Below are 16,559 nucleotides of genomic sequence, written 5' to 3' on the forward strand. Positions count from 1 at the left end.
GACCTCCGATGGGTTCACTGCGGTGCATCGCACGCCGCGGGTGCACGCAGGAGGGAAACACGGTGATCGCAGTCGTCGGGCACAGAGACCTCAGCAACAGATCCCTGGAACTGGTGGAAGCCGAACTGAGAGCGAGACTGGACCGATTGGCAGAAGGTGCCGCCGCCCTGGTGCGGGTCGGCGCGGGGCTGCCGCTGGCGTTCGGGCGGGCCGCCCGGGAGGCCGGGCGGAAGCTGACAGTACTGCTGCCGGTTCAGGGCGCGGTTCCCGCCGTGCTGCCCGAGCGGGACCGGTCGGCCGCGGGCGAACTGCTGGTCCTGGCCGAACACGTACGGCTGCTGGCCTTCGATCCAGCCGACCGCGACGCGTGTGTCGGCGCCGATGAACGACTGGTGGAGACGTGTCGGACCGTGCTCGCCGTGTGGGACGGATCGCCGTCGGACGGCCGGGACGCCACCGCCCATCTGGTTGCCTTCGCGCGTGCGCGAGGAATCCGGGTGGAGGTCGTCTGGCCGGACGGTTCCGTACGGGTGCGGACATGAGACTGCCGGAACGTGGGACGGGGAGGGCGCCGGAAGGACCCGAGGCCGACGAGCGGGTCCGCGCCGGCGCGTCCGGGACGGGCTACGACCGGGAGTGCGCCGGGGCGAGGCGCGGGTTCGGGTGGCTGCTGATCATCACGGCCGCGCTCGGGCTGCTCGGCTCGTTCGTCATCACGATCGACAAGTTCGAACTGCTCGCCGATCCCGGCTTCGTGCCCGCCTGCTCGCTGAGCCCCGTGGTGTCCTGCACGAGTGTGATGCGCAGCGAGCAGGCATCGGTGTTCGGCTTTCCCAATCCGCTCATCGGGCTGGTCGCCTTCGGAGCGGTGATGGGGACCGGCGCGGGCCTGCTCGCAGGCGCACGCTATCGGCGCTGGTACTGGTTGGGGCTGAACCTCGGCACGCTGTTCGGAGTCGGCTTCTGCATGTGGCTGATGACACAGGCCCTGTTCGACATAGGCGCCCTCTGCCTGTGGTGCGTGCTCGTGTGGGTGGCCACCATCCTCATGTTCTGGCACACCACGGTGCACAACCTGCGCCATGGCGTCCTGCCCGCCCCACGCGCCCTGGTCGCGGCGGTGCTGGAGTTCCCCCTCGTGGTGCCGGTGACCTGGTGCCTGGCCATCGTCATGCTGATAGCAGTCCGGTTCTGGTCGTACTGGCAGACATTTCTGTGACCGCGACGATGCCGGTGGTCTCGTGATGGATCTGCGCGGCCGGTACTCCGGCGGCGACCAGCCGCGCGGCCACGGCCTGCGCCGGACCGGTCGTGGCGGCCTCGGGGGCCAGGGCCAGAAAGACGTGCTGCCGGGCGGCGGCCCCGGGATGAGGGGGCAGTATTCCGTTCAGGGCCCGCAGCCCGGCACCCGCGAAGCGCGTGCTCGCCGCATCGGCCGCGATGACGGTCAGCCAGGGGCGTCCGCGCCGGAACGCTTCCAGGTACGCCGCGTCGTGCATCTCCTCGGCCGCCGCCCTCTCCTCCGGCGCGGCGGGAACCAGCAGCAGCCGTACCCGGTGCGCACGGGACCGGTCGGCGTCGATCCGCTGGAGCAACGCCTTCATCGGGGCCCAGCCCGTACCGGAGGCGATCAGCAGAATGTCCGAGGACGGAAGGTGATCCGGCAGGGCCAGCGCGCCGCGCGGGGCGCTGAGACGGACGGCGCCGCCCTCCCGCGTACCGTGCACCAGCGCATCGCTCACCCCGTCGGAGCCCCGGGCCCGTACATGGAACTCCAGTTCACCGTCCGGATGCGGCGCGCGGGCCAGATAGTAGGGACGCCAGGCCTGTTCCAGCAGCGGCGACTCCAGGGACGCGTAACTCCCGGCCTCGAAGGCGTAGGGCTGATGGGGCCGTACCCGCAGCACCGCGAGATCGGGCGTGCGGAGTTCGTGCGAGGTCACCGTCGCCTCCCAGCTGGGCGGTTCGGCGATCGCCTCGTCCGCGCCCCTGACCATCGCCGAGACGGCCAGCCGCAGCATCCGCAGCCACGCGTGCTCCAGCGCACGGGTCCACCGGGCGCCCGCGCGCACGCGCAGCGCCTCGATCAACGCCGCCTCGAAGGCCTCGAAATGCGCGGGGCGCACCCCGAGCTTGCGATGGTCGCGCCCCAACTGCCCGAAGACGCCGATCATTTCGTCCGTACGGTGCAGATTGCCGATCAGATAGCGGAAGATCCCTGCGAGATGGGCCTGTTGGAACGCCATCGACTCGGGGAACAGTGACCGCAGATACGGATGCCGCTCGAACAGGATCCGGTACAGCTCGGCGATCAGCTCCTCCAGCGGGTTCACCAGTGGGAGCGAGTCGCCGATCAGCGACTGGTCGGCCGTTCCGTCGTACGCCTGCGGGGCCTCGGCGCTCCACGCTTCGGCACGGCTGCCGGACGGGGCCAGGATGCGTCGTCGCAGCCGCATCGCGTCATGCCGTGCGAGCAGTGCGTGGTAGTCCTCGCTCGGGGTGTTCATGGGCCGGTGACTCCTCGGTGCAGCGCAGTGGGGTGGCCGGGAAGGGAGATGTCCGTGGCGCCCGGACGATCTTGGCGGCGTCAGTATGGCACCGCGTCCTGCCTGCTGACCGGCCCCCGGCCACAGGGCCTTTCGGCCCTGTTCAGACGCCGTTCGCCATGCTGTTGCACCCCGGCGGGAACGGGCCCTGGGGCGGGCACATACTGTCTTCCGGCCCTCTCCCCGAACCGATCGAGCACGATGTGAATGAGTTCGCGAATTCCCCACTGAGCACGACCCCGTCGAGTACGCCCCCGTCGCGGTCCGCGGCCCCCGTACGCGTCTTCATCCTCGACGACCACGAGGTCGTACGGCGCGGCGTACGCGATCTGCTGGAAGCCGAGGACGACATCGAGGTCGTCGGCGAGGCGTCCGACGCCCGGGAGGCGCTGGCCCGCGTACCGGCCTGCAGACCGCAGGTCGCCGTGCTGGACGTACGCCTCGGCGACGACCGGGGCGGGGACCACGCCGGTATCGAGGTGTGCCGGGAACTGCGCGCCCTGATGCCCGAACTTGCCTGCCTGATGCTGACGTCGTTCGACGACGACGAGGCGCTGTTCGACGCCATCATGGCGGGCGCCGCGGGGTACGTGCTCAAGCAGATCAACGGAGCCGATCTGATCGCCGCCGTACGCACGGTCGCGTCGGGCACCTCGATGCTCGATCCGCGGACGACCGCCCGCGTGATGGCACGGCTGCGGGGCACCGAGCGACCCCCCGCCGAGGCGTCGGAGGCATCGGAACTGGACGGACTCACGCCCAGGGAACGGCAGATCCTGGACCTCATCGGCGAGGGCCTCACCAACCGTGAGATCGCGGAACGTCTCTTCCTGGCCGAGAAGACCGTCAAGAACCGCATCTCCTCGATCCTCGCCAAACTGGGCGTGGGCCGCCGCATCCAGGCCGCGATGCTCGTCGGCCGGATCAAGGACCGCCAAGGGTGGCCTCCGGCCCCACGCGGCTGACGGACACTCCGGCGTCAGTCGTGGAGCGGCACGCGCCAGATGATCCGGGTGCCGCCGTCCGCCGGCTGTTCGATGGCCAGTGTGCCGCCGCAGAGCTCTGCCCGCGTACGCATATTGGCCAGCCCTCCGAGGCGTTCGGCCGCCGGTTCACCGGCATCGACCGCTGCTCCTGTCCCGGACGCGGTCGTGACACCGTCCCGGATTCCGATGCCGTTGTCGGTGACGGTCAGGGTCACCGCGTCGTCGGCCGACAGCACGATGCCGATACGAGTGGCACGGGCATGGCGGGAGGCATTGGACACCGCCTCGGCGGCGACCGCCACCACATGTTCGGCCAGCTCGTCCGGGACCGTGGTGTCCACCGGCCCGTCGATCCGCACGGAGGGCCGGAAGCCAAGGGCGTGTGCCGCCGTGCGGGCGGTCTCCGCCATCCGGTGCCGCAGCCCGCCGCGGCCCGAACCGTCCGCCGTCCGCAGATCGAAGATGGTGGACCGGATGATCCGGATCGTGGTGTCCAGATCATCCACCGCGCGGCTGACCCGCTCGGCCGCGTCCGGCCGGTCCGCGATGGCACGCGTGGTGCTCTGGAGGGTCATCCCGGTCGCGAAGAGACGCTGGATCGCCAGATCGTGCAGATCGCGGGCGATCCGGTCCCGGTCGTGCATGACGGCGAGTTCCTCGGACTCGGCCCGCCTACGGGCCAGTTCCAGGGCGATGGCCGCCTGGTCGGCGAAGCCCGAGACGAGCGCGACCTCGGTGTCGTCGAACGGCGGGCGGTCCACCGGCCGCCCCAGACGCAGTGCGCCCCTTGCCCCGGTGTCGACCCGCAGAGGCACCGTCACCACCGGGCCCAGACCGTCCTCGGCACCGTCGCCGAACGGGTGGGCCCGGGGATCGGAACGGACATCGGCGCAGTGCACCGGTGTCCCCGTACGGGCGGCGAGTCCGGCCAGTGATCCCCGCGCGGGTACGGACAGCCCCGTCACGCGCTCGGCGTCCCTGCCATGGGCGACGGCAACGGTCAGACGTGCCTCGGCCCCGGATGTCTCCGAGGCCCCGGGGAGGGGCGCGGGGGGCGTCGGCAGCAGAATCGCGGCCCGGTCGGCGCCCGCCACCTCCATCGCCCGCTCGGCGATCAGATGCAGCACCTCGTCGGCGTCCGTTCCCGAGAGCAGGGTGCGGGTGATCTCGCCCAGTGCCTCCAGACGCCGCTCCCGACGACGGCTCTCGTCGTACATGCGGGCGTTGTCGATGGCGACCCCGGCCGCGATCGACAAGGTGGTCAGCACCGCCTCGTCGTCGGCGTCGAAGCTCACCCCGCCCCGCTTCTCCGTGAGGTAGAGGTTGCCGAACACCTCGTCCCGAACCCGCACCGGCACCCCGAGGAAGGTGCGCATCGGGGGATGATGGGGCGGAAAACCGAAGCTGCGGGGATGGCTGCTCAGATCGGTGAGCCGCAGCGGCTCCGGGTGATGGATCAGCTCACCGAGGATTCCGCGCCCGCACGGCGTCTGGCCGATCACGGCGGCGAGCTGCTCCGATATGCCGACCGGCAGGAACTCCAGCAGCTTCTGTCCGTCCCCGACGATGCCGAGCGCTCCGTACTCCGCGTCGGTCAGGGTCACCGCGGCCTCCACGATCCCGCGGAGCACCTCGGGCAGTTCCAGGCCCCGCCCCAGACTCATCACGGCATCCAGCAGACTGCGCATCCTGTCCGGCCGGCTGGGCTGGGGCCAGGCCGCCGGACCGGTGCAGCGGGCTCCGGGCGAGTCGAGGGCGGGGGAGGCGGAGCCGGGAGAAGGGACTCCGAAGGGGGAGCCGGGCGCGGTAGGTGTTGTCTCTGTCATCGGGGCGCCGCTCTCAGGATCCGTGTGCCGTATGCCGGGAAATCGCTCACCGGATCACCGCAGGGCTGGGACCGGTCCACGGACGGTCAGCCTACGACAGCCGCGGGGCCGAGGGCCCGGCGGTGCACTGCCGCCTCCCGGACCGGCCCGGGTGAGGCCGGTCGGCCGCCTGATGGACCGGCAGTAGGGCCGGTCGGCCCCGCGGACGGTACCCGTCGGTCCCTGGAGGGCTTCGAGGGGCACGGCCAGCATGGTGCGGCCGGGAAGGTCCGGTCCGTCCCCTCGTGATCCGCCGGGCCTTTCCGACCGCTCCCCTCCGCCCGTGCGGCGGGGAGCGCTCGAAGAGCCGCAAGAGCTGGAGGACACGGTCCGGTGGACGCAATGGAATCGCAGGGCAACCGAGCCGCCCCCGCACAGGGGCCCGTGCCCCCGGACCCCGGAGCCGCAGTCGCCGACACGCCCTCCGCCAGGAACGGCCACGGAGACACCCGGGCGGACACGAGCGAGTCGGCGACGCACCCCGGCACCGATCTGCCGGGCCGGTCGTCCCGCGGGCGGATCGTCGTCTCGTGGCTCACGACGACCGATCACAAGCAGATCGGCACGCTCTATCTCGTCACCGCGTTCGTCTTCTTCCTCATCGGCGGCGCGATGGCACTCGTGATGCGCGCCGAACTCGCCCGCCCCGGGACGCAGATCATTTCCAACGAGCAGTTCAATCAGGCATTCACCATGCACGGGTCGGTGATGCTGCTGCTGTTCGCCATGCCGCTGTTCACGGGATTCGCCAATTGGCTCATGCCGCTTCAGATAGGCGCACCCGATGTGGCGTTTCCGCGGCTGAACATGCTGGCGTACTGGTTGTTCCTCTTCGGATCGCTGATCGCCGCCGCGGGATTCCTCACTCCGCAGGGCGCTGCCGACTTCGGATGGTTCGCCTATGCCCCGTTGTCCGACGCCACGCATTCACCGGGCATCGGTGCCGACATGTGGATCATGGGCGTGGCGCTTTCCGGCTTCGGTTCCATTCTCGGAGCGGTGAACTTCATCACCACCATCATCTGCATGCGGGCCCCGGGAATGACGATGTTCCGGATGTCGATCTTCACCTGGAACGTACTGCTGACCGCCGTACTCATCCTCCTGGTCTTCCCGGTCCTGGCCGCGGCGCTCTTCGCGCTGGAGATGGACCGGAAGTTCGGCTCACATATCTTCGACCCCGCCAACGGAGGCGCGCTTCTGTGGCAGCACCTCTTCTGGTTCTTCGGCCACCCCGAGGTCTATGTACTGGCACTGCCGTTCTTCGGGATCGTCTCCGAGATCATTCCGGTCTTCTCCCGGAAGCCGATGTTCGGCTACATCGGTCTCGTCGCCGCGACGATCGCCATCGCCGGACTGTCCGTCACCGTCTGGGCCCACCACATGTATGTGACCGGCGGCGTACTGCTGCCGTTCTTCTCCTTCATGACCTTCCTGATCGCCGTACCGACCGGAGTGAAGTTCTTCAACTGGATCGGCACGATGTGGAAGGGATCGCTGTCCTTCGAGACGCCGATGCTGTGGACCACCGGATTTCTGATCACCTTCGTCTTCGGCGGACTGACCGGAGTCATCCTGGCCTCACCACCACTGGACTTCCACGTCTCCGACTCGTACTTCGTCGTCGCCCACTTCCACTACACGCTCTTCGGCACGGTCGTGTACGCGATGTTCGCCGGATTCCATTTCTGGTGGCCGAAGTTCACCGGAAGGATGCTCGACGAGCGCCTGGGCAAGATCACGTTCTGGGTGCTGACGGTCGGCTTCCACCTCACGTTCCTCGTGCAGCACTGGCTCGGAGCCGAGGGAATGCCGCGCCGGTACGCGGACTATCTCGCCGCTGACGGATTCACCGCTCTCAACACCCTTTCCACCATCGGCTCGTTCCTCCTCGGACTGTCGTTCCTGCCCTTCTTCTACAACGTCTGGAAGACCAGCCAGTACGGCCGGAAGGTCACCGTCGACGACCCCTGGGGCTATGGCCGCTCCCTGGAATGGGCCACGTCCTGCCCTCCGCCCCGGCACAACTTCAGTTCGCTGCCCCGCATCCGCAGCGAGTCCCCGGCCCTCGATCTGCACCATCCGGAGATCGCCGCACTCGAACTCGAACCCGCTGTACCGCACTGACCCTTCCGTCTCCCCTCCCCGAACCCCGCCCTCAGGAGAGTGCTGCCCGATGTCCCACGGTGTTCTGGCGGTCGGCGTCGTCGTGCTCCTCGCGTCCGGCAACGTCTGGTACCTGCCTGCCTATGTCGATCTGCGAGCGGGCCAGGACCGGCCGCGCTCCCGGCGGCCGGCCGCGGCCGCCGTGCTGACCGCGTGGGGATCGGCGGCCCTCACGATGCTTCTGCTGCTCATACCGGTCGCTCCGGTCGTGGCCGCGCTGCCGGCGGTCGCGGGCACCACCGCCGTGGTGTCCCTGACCGTCCAGGCGCGGCTGCGACGGGGCCAGGAGCAGCGCGAGGAGGAAGCACGCTGGTCCAAGCTCTTTCCGGTACGGACCGGCGGCCCGGCCAGGACCACCGAGGACGAGTAGCAGACAGTTCGGCCAGGGATCAGGACCACGGAGCGCCGGTATGCGAAGCCGGATGTGGAGGATCTCTGTCCGGCGGTGCACGCATGCGGAGGTCCGGCGAGTGCCCCGACCCCCTCTCTCGTCGGAAAGTGTGAGATATGGGAGCGCGGGCGGGTGAGTGAGACGACGCGTCGCGGCCTCACGATGTTCAACGGGGCTCGGTCGTGCTCGGGATCGCCGTTGCCGACCGGCATGGCGCGGCGGACCTCATGTCCAGAGCTGTTCGCCGAGAGTCCCGGCGGATGCGGCGCCGGGCAGGACGTAGGCCACGGCCGAGGCCCGGTGTTGGAGGAACGGGGTGAGGGCGTCGCGGGCGGCCAGGCGGTTCTGGACGCGGGTGAACTGGGCGGAGTCGCGCATGAAGGCACAGAAGAGAAGGCCGCGGTCGGTCGGGCCGTCGTCGTAGCTGTAGCTGCGGCGGAGCATACGGGCACCGCCGTCGAAGCGGGGGCTGGCGAGACGCACGTGGGCGGTGGCGGGGATGACGTAGGAACCGTCGGGGTTCTTGGCGTAGATGTCCGGCTCGTCATGCTCGGCGGTGCCACTGAGGGCGACGCCGTCGCGGGCACGGCGGCCGATCGCCCGGTCGCGCCGGCCCTCGGAGAGGGCCGCGAAGCCGGTGACGTCCATGCGGATCCTGCGGTAGACCAGAACGGTGCCGTCCCCGTGGGCTCCGGGTGGGCCCCAGACCCACTGCTCGGCCGCCGCGTGATCGGGGTTGGCGGTGCCGTCCTTGGAGCCGAACAAGTTGCGCGGGGTGGTGCCCGGGGTCGTGTGGGGCAGGAAGCCGGACTGGGTCCAGCGCGGCACGGCGCCGGCGGTGTGTGCGGCCCTGCCGACGAGTTCGGCAACGACGGTGAGCGTCCAGCGGTCGGCTGCGCACAGTTGGACCAGAAGATCGCCGTCGCTGCGGCGCGGGTCGAGGCGGTCGCCGGGGAACGGCGGCAACTCCACGAGTGAGGCGGGGACGTTGAGGTCGAGCCGAGCGGCGAGAGCGGGGCCGATGCCGACCAGGGAGGTGAGCCGGGTGGCGCCGCCGCCTTGGAGCCTCGGGTCCGGCGGGGCGTCGGCGGCTGCGGTGGCGAGCGTGCTGGTCAGCGCGCCGAGGACGCTGCGAAGGGCCTTCCGGTCGGTGGCGGCCGAGGTCCGGGGGAGGTCGAAGGAGAGCAGGTGCGTCGCCGGTTGCTGGGGCGCCGTAACACCTGCCTGTCGGGCGCCGTGGAAGGGAATCGCGGCCTCGGTCGGCGGGGCGCCGGAGGTGGCACGGTCGGCTGTCCGGTCGCCTCTCGCCAGTTCGTCGGCTGCCGCGCCGGCCCCGGCTGCGAGCACCGCTCCGGCTGCGAGCAGTGCCCGACGCCGCCCGAAACCGGTTGCCGCGGGTCGGGGTGGATCCTGCGCATTTCCCTGTTCGGTGGGCATAGGCCTATTGGAGACGATAAAACATCTGCCATGCAAACCCTGTCTGCAGAACGCCTGTTGAACCGTTCGGCAGTCCCGGCGGCGGTGTCCCTGGCGGCGCTGCGTCTGTCGGTGCTGGTCGTCTCGGTCGCGTTGGCGGCCACCGGGTGCTCCGGTACGGGGTCGACGTCCGGCGATGCGCGGCATCCGGCGGGGAGCGTGCTGCGCGTCCCGCAGGACTTCCCCTCGGTGCAGCAGGCGGTGGACGTCGCTCGTGAGGGCGAGACGGTGCTGATCGGCCCGGGTGTGTACCGGGAGAGCGTGCGCGTCACCAAGCCCCGCTTGGTGCTGCGCGGAACGGACCGCAACAAGGTGGTCTTCGACGGCGGTGTGCGTCTGGCCAACGGCATCACCGTGACCGGCGCCGGCTCGGTGGTCGAGAACCTCACCGTGCACGGCTACCTCGCCAACGGTGTGCTGTTCACCGGCGTCACCGACGAGCGGTTGCAGCAGCGCGGCGCCGGCGGCTCCGCCTACGACCCGCTGGACACCACCCGCTTCCCTGCCGTCCGGGGCTTCCGCGCGACCCGGGTCACGGCATACAACAACGGCCTGTACGGCATCTACGCCTTTGACGCGCGCGACGGCGTGATCGAGGACTCCTATGCCTCCGGGCACGCCGACTCCGGCATCTACGTCGGCCAGTGCAAGCCCTGCGGCACCGTCGTCCGCGGCAACACCGTGGAGCGCAACGCGGTCGGCATCGAGCTGACCAATGCCTCGGACAGCCTGTCGGTGCTGGGCAATCGCGTCGCCCGCAACCGGGTCGGCGTCACAGTCAACTCCAACGACCTGGAGGCCCTCGCCCCGCAGCACGGCGCGGTGATCGCGGGCAACGTGGTCGCCGACAACAACGCCGCCGACACGCCCGAGCAGGCGGACGGGGGCTTCGGCATCGGCATCGGCATCGGCGGCGGCACCGCGAACCGCGTCCAGCGCAACCTGGTCCGGGGCAACCGGGCGGCCGGAGTGGTCGTCACCGACCCGCCGGGGCATCCGGCGAGCGGCAATCGCGTCGAAGGCAACCGCGCCACCGGCAACGGCATCGACCTCGTGCTGGCCTCGGCCGACCCCGGCAACTGTTTCGCGGGCAACCGGCCCGACACCCAGAGCCCGAACGGCCTGGAGGGTCGTGCGGGCTGCGGCACCCGTGGCCGGGGCGCGCTGCCCACCGGCCGGACCGCGCCGGTGCAGGCGCCGCCCGGCGTTCCGTTCAGCCAGGTATCGGCCCCACCCGCCCAGCCGTCCATGCCGGACCCGACGGCCCCGGGCAGCCCGGCGACCGGCCTGCCAGGGGTCGTCGACGCGGCCGCGTATCCGCTCCCGAAGGACGTGGACGCCGCGCCGCACTCACGCTGAGCATGGCGCTGCGGTGGACTCGGCCCCCGTTCACCGTGCCGCCCCGAAGGGTGGGTCGAGGAGGGCCGTCGGCAACCGCGGAAGCCGGGGCGCATCGGCACCGAGATGTCAGCCGGTGCCCCACGGCGCCTCGGGGAGCTTCGCGCGGCCCTCGCGCCCGGAGAACTCCACGGTGGTCGGAGTCCCCAGGCCCGGCATCCGCATCGTCACCCGCCGCAGGCCGCCGTCACCGTCGACCCAGTACGTCAGCGGCGACCGTCCGCCGTCGGGACCCGCACCGGGCGTGGCGCCCTGGGCGCGCGGCCCGGCGAACCGGTCGTAGCTGCGGCCGTCGATGCGATCACGCTCCAGCCGGCGAGCCCCGGACTGTGCGAGCAACAGCGGGTTGTCGGGGCGGTCCGCGCCGAGCTCGATCAGCAACTGGAGCCCGGCGTCCAGGGGATCGGCCGTGTAGGAGCGCGCGGACCAGCCCGAGCGCGGGATGTGCTCGGCCTGCTGCCAGGCCGGTCTGTTGTCGCCCTTGGGCACGGGGGCCAGGCCGAGGCCGCCGGTGTCCCAGACGATCAGTCCGTGGTCGAGCTGCCCGGTGGCGGGCCCGGAAGTGCCGGAGGATCCGGTGACTTGATAGCTCCCCACGGCCCGGTGGGTTCGGTAGTCCACGACCCCCTTGACCCGCACCACCACTCCGCCGCCCTCGGTGGCAGTGAGCGTCATCGCCACGGGACTGGCCTGGTACAGATTCAGCCGCGACAGCGCCAGCCTGGAGGCCTCCTCCATCGTCACCGGCCGCTCGGTGGCGGTGTCGTCCGACAAGGTCCGGTAGGCGGCCAGGCCGCCCACCGCGGCGCCGCACGCCGTGACCGCGATCAGTGTCCTGAACCAGAGGGCCCGGCGCGGCGTACGGCCGTCGGTCTTCCTCTTCCGAGCCATGCGGTCGCCTTCTCTCATCGGTCGGTCACACAGGAGGGCGGGTTCGCGAACCGCTGGTTCGCGAACCCGCCTGAGCCGGCCCGGACGGTCACCGGTGCCGGTCGCCCCGCTCCGGGGCTAGCGGTGCTGTGCCCTTCGCCTGCGCATCAGTACGACCAGTGCCGCACCGAGAACTGTGAGCGCGGCGCAGCCGGCCAGGGCCAGCGACACCACCTGGCTCATGCCGGTGGACGCCAGGCCCGAGTTGGGTACGTGGCCAGGTGCACCTGGTGCGCCTGGAGCCCCCGGCGAACCCGGTTTGCCTGGTGTGTCCGGTACCGGCTTCGTCGGTGTCGGCGTCGGCTCGGTGGTGGGAAGCCGTCGGTTGACCGCTGTCACCGAGACCCCGTCGTCGAGGTTGTCGGAGGTCAGCACCAGCGGCCCGAACACGGTCACGTCCGGTGCGGCGTAACCTGCGGGCGGGCTGACCTCCTGCCAGTAGTACGTGCCCGGTGCGCCGGTGCCGCGGCAGATGCCGTCGGTCCCGGTCATGCAGGGCTTGCCGACCTTCGTGTCCGGCTCCGCCCCGGTGGTCTGCAGCTCGTCGGAGCCGTTCGTCTCCTTCCACAGCTGGAATTTCGCCCGCGCCAGCGCTCTGCCGTCCTGGTCGTGCTTGACCAGGCGCAGCACGCCCTCCTGTTGCCGGAAGCCGAAGTCGTAGGTGTGGTCGTTCTCTCCGGGCCCGCCGGTGGTCAACGCCCGCTCCGGGAAGCGCGCGTCGCGCGGGACGATGCCCTTGGAGTCGATGAAGTGGTTGTCGCCGACATCCGCTTCCGTGGGCACCCACTGGTGGAGCGGGCCCCCCTTGGCGTAGTCGGCCGGTTTGTCGAGGCGGATGGTGTACTTGGTCCTCGGCCGGAGGCCACCGGTGACATTGGAGTCGTCGAAGTAGTACTCGCCACGCGCCGTCGTCTCGGCCGTCCCCACGAGCTTGCCCGACTCGTCGTACAGGTTGACGGTCGCGCCCACGACCGGGCGCTGGCCCGGTTTCTGGATGCCCTTGCGCTCGGGGTCGTACCAGACCCGGTTGCCGATCTGGAGCGGGGCCTGGTCGCAGAGCACCTCCAGGTCGCCCATCGAGGCGCCCTTGCCGAACGGGGCGATGGTTCCTGGTGGGTTGAGGCGCAGGCCGGAGTTCGGGTCCTGCTTGCCGTCGCGCTTGACGAAGGCGGTGCCGTACCCGAAGGCGGTGCTGTTGGGGTCGAAGCCGGCGGTCGCGATGGTGTCCTCGACCTTGGAGAGCGCCATGCCCGCGAAGGACGCGTTGTGGTGGGAACCCATCCGGCTGGTGTCGAAGAAGCGGGTGCCCCGGGGGGAGAGCCCGCAGCCGTTGTTGGTGTCCATCACGTACAACTCGCCTGCCAGGCAAGCCTTGTTCAGGTCGCCGCCCGACAGGGCGCTGGCGGCCGAGGTGGGCGTGGGGGCGGCCGGGGCCCGGTCGGCGAAGCGGTCGCGGAAGGCCAGCAGCATGGAACCGTCGGCCTCGAAGTCGATCTCGCCCAACTCCGGTTCGGGCTGGGCCAGATAGCTCTGACAGGCCTGGCCGTTCTGGGAGGTCGGGAAGGTGTCGGTCCAGGGGAACCAGCCCGCGCCGTCGCACGGGGGCCCGCCGACCGTGGACTGGCGCGGGTAGTCCAGCGGCTGGTCCAGCACCGGCTTCCGGAACGCTCCGGTGTCGAGGTCGAAGGGCATGACCACCGCGCGCAGGTCCGTCACCTTCCCGGTGGACTCGCCGGAGCACACCCCGCCGACGTAGCCGACGCCGTCATGCAGACCGAGGCCGAACGGGCGCCAGTCCACCGCCGCCGGACAGCCCGGGTCCGGGATGGTGGTGACGGCCTTGGGCGCCGCCGCGGTCGCCACCGTGGCGTCATAGCGGTAGAGCTTGCGGTTGTTGAGGTTGACGATGAACAGGTCCTTGCCGTCATCGGTGATCTTGATGCCGCCCAGGCTCTCCCTGCCGGGCACGGCGAGGAAGGCGTCGTCAGTACCCTGGCCGTGCGCTGTCGTCCCCGCGTCCGGGACGACGGTGAACAGGGTGGTCTTCTTCTGCGCGCGGTCGGTCACATAGATCCCCCCGGCGCCGCCCGGACCGTAGTCCGTGGTGCGCTTGGCCAGCGCAGAGGAGAACACCCGCTTGTCGGCCTTGTTCCACGCGATGCCGAAAAGCGTACCGGTCTCGGCGTTGGTGGCGATGTTCGTGACATCGACGTCGACGCCGTCCTGGCCGCGTGCGTCGTACGGGAAGGAGACCAGCGTGCGCTGGGTCCCGCCCTCGCGGGTGGTGGGCTGACAGGTCGTCACCAGCGGTGCGTTCTTCTGGCAGTAGTCACCCGGACTCCACAGCCCGGTGGTGTACGCCACGTTCTTCTCGCCGGAGAGGTCGACGAACTCCTCATTGCTGCTCAACTGGTTGGGCGCACCGTCCAGTCCCTGGCGCGAGGCGAAGGCCGGGAACAGCACACCCGGCCTCGGATTCACCACCTGCACCCGGTACTTGCCGCTGGTGGCGCTGCCTGCCGCCGGAGTCAGTGTCACGGTGCCGTCGGCCGCCGTGACCCCCTCGGTGCCCGTCCCGGCGTCGTCGGTGAGGGTCACCTTGACGCCCGCGAGGCCCGGTTCCAGCGCGGGTGTCCACACTCCGGTGTTGTCCACGGCCCGGATCACCCGGACCGTCACCGATCCTTCCTCCGTCTGCGAGTGCGCCGCAGGCGCGACGGCTAACGAGCCACTTCCGATTCCCAAGGCGAGCGCGGCCAGACAGCCGACGGTGCGGCGACCGGGCATGCCCGGCCGTCGCCGACGCGGCTCGGGCGCGGCTCCCTTCACTTGTTCATACGTAGATGTCATCTCCTGCTCTCAGCGTTCAGAAGGGCCTGAAGCCCTGCTCGTGAGGGAGTACATAGAGATGCGGAGAACCGCCTTGCCAGGGATCTTAGAAGGGCTTTGGGCAAGATCGTGGCGGAATGGCGAACTTGTACTCCACCGAACTTTCACGCAACGGCCTCCGAACGCATCGCAGGCGGGCAGCGAGGTGGCGAGCGAGGCTCGCACGCCTGTCGCACCGGTCGCTGCGGACGCAGACGCTCTCCAAGTGCGAGCAGGACGGTCCGGCTGCCGACATGGGCCGGTAGCTGTAATCGGGCGGGCCAGTTCGGCTACGGCCGGATCTCGTACGGGAGAAAAGACGGAACTGGTCCACCGCCCGGTGCGCAAGCTGCTCATGAGCGAGATCTCGGAAAGCTTCCAGGCGGGTCATGCTGAGCCTTGGGGAAGCCACCACAAGCGATGCTGCCCCCTGGGTCACCTGGCAGCTGTGACCATGGAGGCTCTGGGGTGCAGGCACTGGGAGCAGGCGTGCGCCTGGAAGACCCACTGTCGACGGGGTCACGCGTACACGCCGGGCAGCCACCTGGTCCCTCGGGGTCCCGGCAGTGCCGGGCCCGTCGCCAAGAGAGGGACAGAAACCGCTGGGTTCCCCCGGCGATGTGGGATCTCGTGCGTTATGGGAGCGTGAGCGGGTGAGTGAGACGACGACTGAAACCCTGCAATACCGCTTTGACGGGCCAGAAGACGCACCGATCCTGGTCCTGGGCCCCTCCCTCGGCACCTCATGGCACATGTGGGACCGGCAGATACCGGAGCTCACCCAGCACTGGAGAGTCTTCCGCTACGACCTCCCCGGTCACGGCGGCGCCCCCGCCCACCCCGCCACCGCCATCGGCGACCTCTCCGACCGGCTGCTCGCCACCCTCGACGGTCTCGGCGTCCAGCGCTTCGGGTACGCGGGCTGCTCCATCGGCGGCGCGATCGGCGCCGACCTCGCGCTGCGCCACCCGCACCGGGTCGCCTCGCTGGCCCTGGTCGCCGCCTCGCCCCGGTTCGGCAGCGCCGACGAATTCCGCCAGCGCGGGGTGGTGGTGCGCACCAACGGACTGGAGCCGATGGCTCGCACCGCACCCGAGCGCTGGTTCACCCCCGGGTTCGCCGCCACGCAGCCGGCCATCGTCGAATGGGCCGTCCAGATGGTCCGCACCACCGACCCCGGCTGCTACATCGCCGCCTGCGAGGCCCTCGCCGCCTTCGACGTCCGCGGTGAACTCGGCCGCATCACCGCCCCGACCCTCGTCCTGGTCGGCGCCGAGGACCGGGTCACCGGACCGGGCGACGCACGCACCCTGGTCGCGGGCATACCGGACGCCCGGCTCGCGCTCGTCCCCGGCGCCGCCCATCTCGCCCCGGTCGAGCAGCCCGTAGCCGTCACCGATCTGCTCCTCACCCACTTCTCCACGGCCTGGCAGGACACCCTCGCCGCCATCCCCGTCCCGCCGTCCACCCCGCAGCTCTCCGCGCCCGTGCTGCCCGTCGCGGAGATCACCGCGGCCACGCCGCAGCCCCCGACCGGGACCACCGGACGCCCCGACCCGTACGAGCCCGGCCTGAAGATCCGCCGCGAGGTGCTGGGCGACGCCCATGTGGACCGGGCCCTGGCCGACGCCGACGACTTCACCGAGGATTTCCAGGAGCTGGTCACCCGCTACGCATGGGGCGAGGTATGGACCCGGGAGGGCCTGGACCGCCGTACCCGCAGCTGTGTCACGCTCACCGCGCTGGTCGCCTCCGGCCATCTGGAGGGCCTGGCCGCACATGTCAGGGCCGCCCTGCGTAACGGCCTCACCCCGGCCGAGATCAAGGAGGTGCTGATGCAGACCGCCGTGTACTGCGGCGTCCCCGCCGCCGGTGCCGCCTTCTCCGTCGCCCAGAGCGTGATTCAGGAAGAAACGAGGCCCCGCCCGTAGCA

The 16,559-nt window shown here is 70.5% G+C and carries 12 protein-coding genes; 7 read left to right on the top strand and 5 right to left on the bottom strand.

Annotation, left to right across the window (positions count from 1 at the left end):
* Positions 1-62 precede the first annotated feature (62 nt).
* Together ACFVX4_RS19255 and ACFVX4_RS19260 are read left to right on the top strand one after the other, a co-directional pair.
* Positions 63-542, top strand: coding sequence for a hypothetical protein (locus ACFVX4_RS19255; RefSeq protein WP_389978500.1), 480 nt, complete (start codon positions 63-65; stop codon positions 540-542).
* Entirely contained in the window at positions 539-1,219 is a 681-nt protein-coding gene (locus ACFVX4_RS19260; protein WP_389978503.1) for a vitamin K epoxide reductase family protein, read from the top strand. Before ACFVX4_RS19255 ends, ACFVX4_RS19260 begins: the two co-directional genes overlap by 4 nt.
* Here the strand turns inward: ACFVX4_RS19260 and ACFVX4_RS19265 are convergent.
* A complete protein-coding gene (locus ACFVX4_RS19265; RefSeq protein ID WP_389978506.1) occupies positions 1,170-2,507 on the bottom strand; it encodes a globin domain-containing protein in 1,338 nt (445 codons plus the stop codon). The genes ACFVX4_RS19260 and ACFVX4_RS19265 overlap by 50 nt on opposite strands.
* Before the next feature lie 242 nt (positions 2,508-2,749).
* Between ACFVX4_RS19265 and ACFVX4_RS19270 the strand changes: the two genes are divergently transcribed.
* A complete protein-coding gene (locus ACFVX4_RS19270; RefSeq protein WP_389978509.1) occupies positions 2,750-3,511 on the top strand; it encodes a response regulator in 762 nt (253 codons plus the stop codon).
* A gap of 14 nt (positions 3,512-3,525) precedes the next feature.
* On the opposite strand, the gene ACFVX4_RS19275 is transcribed toward ACFVX4_RS19270, so the two are convergent.
* Positions 3,526-5,220, bottom strand: coding sequence for a GAF domain-containing protein (locus ACFVX4_RS19275; protein WP_389978662.1), 1,695 nt, complete (start codon positions 5,218-5,220; stop codon positions 3,526-3,528).
* A 519-nt stretch (positions 5,221-5,739) separates the two neighbouring features.
* Here ACFVX4_RS19275 and ctaD point away from each other — a divergent pair.
* Positions 5,740-7,524: a cytochrome c oxidase subunit I gene (gene ctaD / locus ACFVX4_RS19280; protein ID WP_389978665.1), complete on the top strand. Its 1,785-nt coding sequence runs from the start codon at positions 5,740-5,742 to the stop codon at positions 7,522-7,524.
* A 49-nt stretch (positions 7,525-7,573) separates the two neighbouring features.
* Complete coding sequence (locus ACFVX4_RS19285; RefSeq protein WP_389978512.1) at positions 7,574-7,933, top strand: hypothetical protein; 360 nt, start codon at positions 7,574-7,576, stop codon at positions 7,931-7,933.
* Positions 7,934-8,179: 246 nt separating this feature from the next.
* Here the strand turns inward: ACFVX4_RS19285 and ACFVX4_RS19290 are convergent, their stop codons facing one another.
* Positions 8,180-9,391 carry a Dyp-type peroxidase gene (locus ACFVX4_RS19290; protein WP_389978515.1) on the bottom strand — a complete coding sequence of 404 codons (1,212 nt, stop codon included), beginning with the start codon at positions 9,389-9,391 and terminating at the stop codon, positions 8,180-8,182.
* Positions 9,392-9,448: 57 nt separating this feature from the next.
* Here ACFVX4_RS19290 and ACFVX4_RS19295 point away from each other — a divergent pair, with 57 nt between their 5' ends.
* Positions 9,449-10,789 (top strand): nitrous oxide reductase family maturation protein NosD, encoded by a 1,341-nt coding sequence (locus ACFVX4_RS19295; protein WP_389978518.1) that lies wholly within the window; start codon positions 9,449-9,451, stop codon positions 10,787-10,789.
* Between the two features lie 108 nt (positions 10,790-10,897).
* On the opposite strand, the gene ACFVX4_RS19300 is transcribed toward ACFVX4_RS19295, so the two are convergent.
* Together ACFVX4_RS19300 and ACFVX4_RS19305 are read right to left on the bottom strand one after the other, a co-directional pair.
* The gene (locus tag ACFVX4_RS19300; protein ID WP_389978521.1) at positions 10,898-11,719 is read right to left on the bottom strand and encodes a hypothetical protein; all 822 of its coding nucleotides are present in this window, start codon (positions 11,717-11,719) and stop codon (positions 10,898-10,900) included.
* A gap of 117 nt (positions 11,720-11,836) precedes the next feature.
* The gene (locus tag ACFVX4_RS19305; protein WP_389978524.1) at positions 11,837-14,437 is read right to left on the bottom strand and encodes an SdrD B-like domain-containing protein; all 2,601 of its coding nucleotides are present in this window, start codon (positions 14,435-14,437) and stop codon (positions 11,837-11,839) included.
* 842 nt (positions 14,438-15,279) lie between these two features.
* Between ACFVX4_RS19305 and pcaC the strand changes: the two genes are divergently transcribed.
* The gene (gene pcaC, locus ACFVX4_RS19310; protein ID WP_389978527.1) at positions 15,280-16,557 is read left to right on the top strand and encodes a 4-carboxymuconolactone decarboxylase; all 1,278 of its coding nucleotides are present in this window, start codon (positions 15,280-15,282) and stop codon (positions 16,555-16,557) included.
* Positions 16,558-16,559: the final 2 nt, after the last annotated feature.

This window comes from Streptomyces sp. NPDC058240, from assembly GCF_042882135.1.
Lineage (GTDB): Bacteria > Actinomycetota > Actinomycetes > Streptomycetales > Streptomycetaceae > Streptomyces.

What these genes read in the sequence shown, in the direction of transcription:
- ACFVX4_RS19260 (WP_389978503.1), top strand. Translation starts at nt 539, where the DNA reads ATGAGACTGCCGGAACGTGGGACGGGGAGGGCGCCGGAAGGACCCGAG.
- ACFVX4_RS19265 (WP_389978506.1), bottom strand. Translation starts at nt 2,507, where the DNA reads ATGAACACCCCGAGCGAGGACTACCACGCACTGCTCGCACGGCATGAC.
- ACFVX4_RS19275 (WP_389978662.1), bottom strand. Translation starts at nt 5,220, where the DNA reads ATGCGCAGTCTGCTGGATGCCGTGATGAGTCTGGGGCGGGGCCTGGAA.
- ctaD (WP_389978665.1), top strand. Translation starts at nt 5,740, where the DNA reads ATGGAATCGCAGGGCAACCGAGCCGCCCCCGCACAGGGGCCCGTGCCC.
- ACFVX4_RS19285 (WP_389978512.1), top strand. Translation starts at nt 7,574, where the DNA reads ATGTCCCACGGTGTTCTGGCGGTCGGCGTCGTCGTGCTCCTCGCGTCC.
- ACFVX4_RS19290 (WP_389978515.1), bottom strand. Translation starts at nt 9,391, where the DNA reads ATGCCCACCGAACAGGGAAATGCGCAGGATCCACCCCGACCCGCGGCA.
- ACFVX4_RS19300 (WP_389978521.1), bottom strand. Translation starts at nt 11,719, where the DNA reads ATGGCTCGGAAGAGGAAGACCGACGGCCGTACGCCGCGCCGGGCCCTC.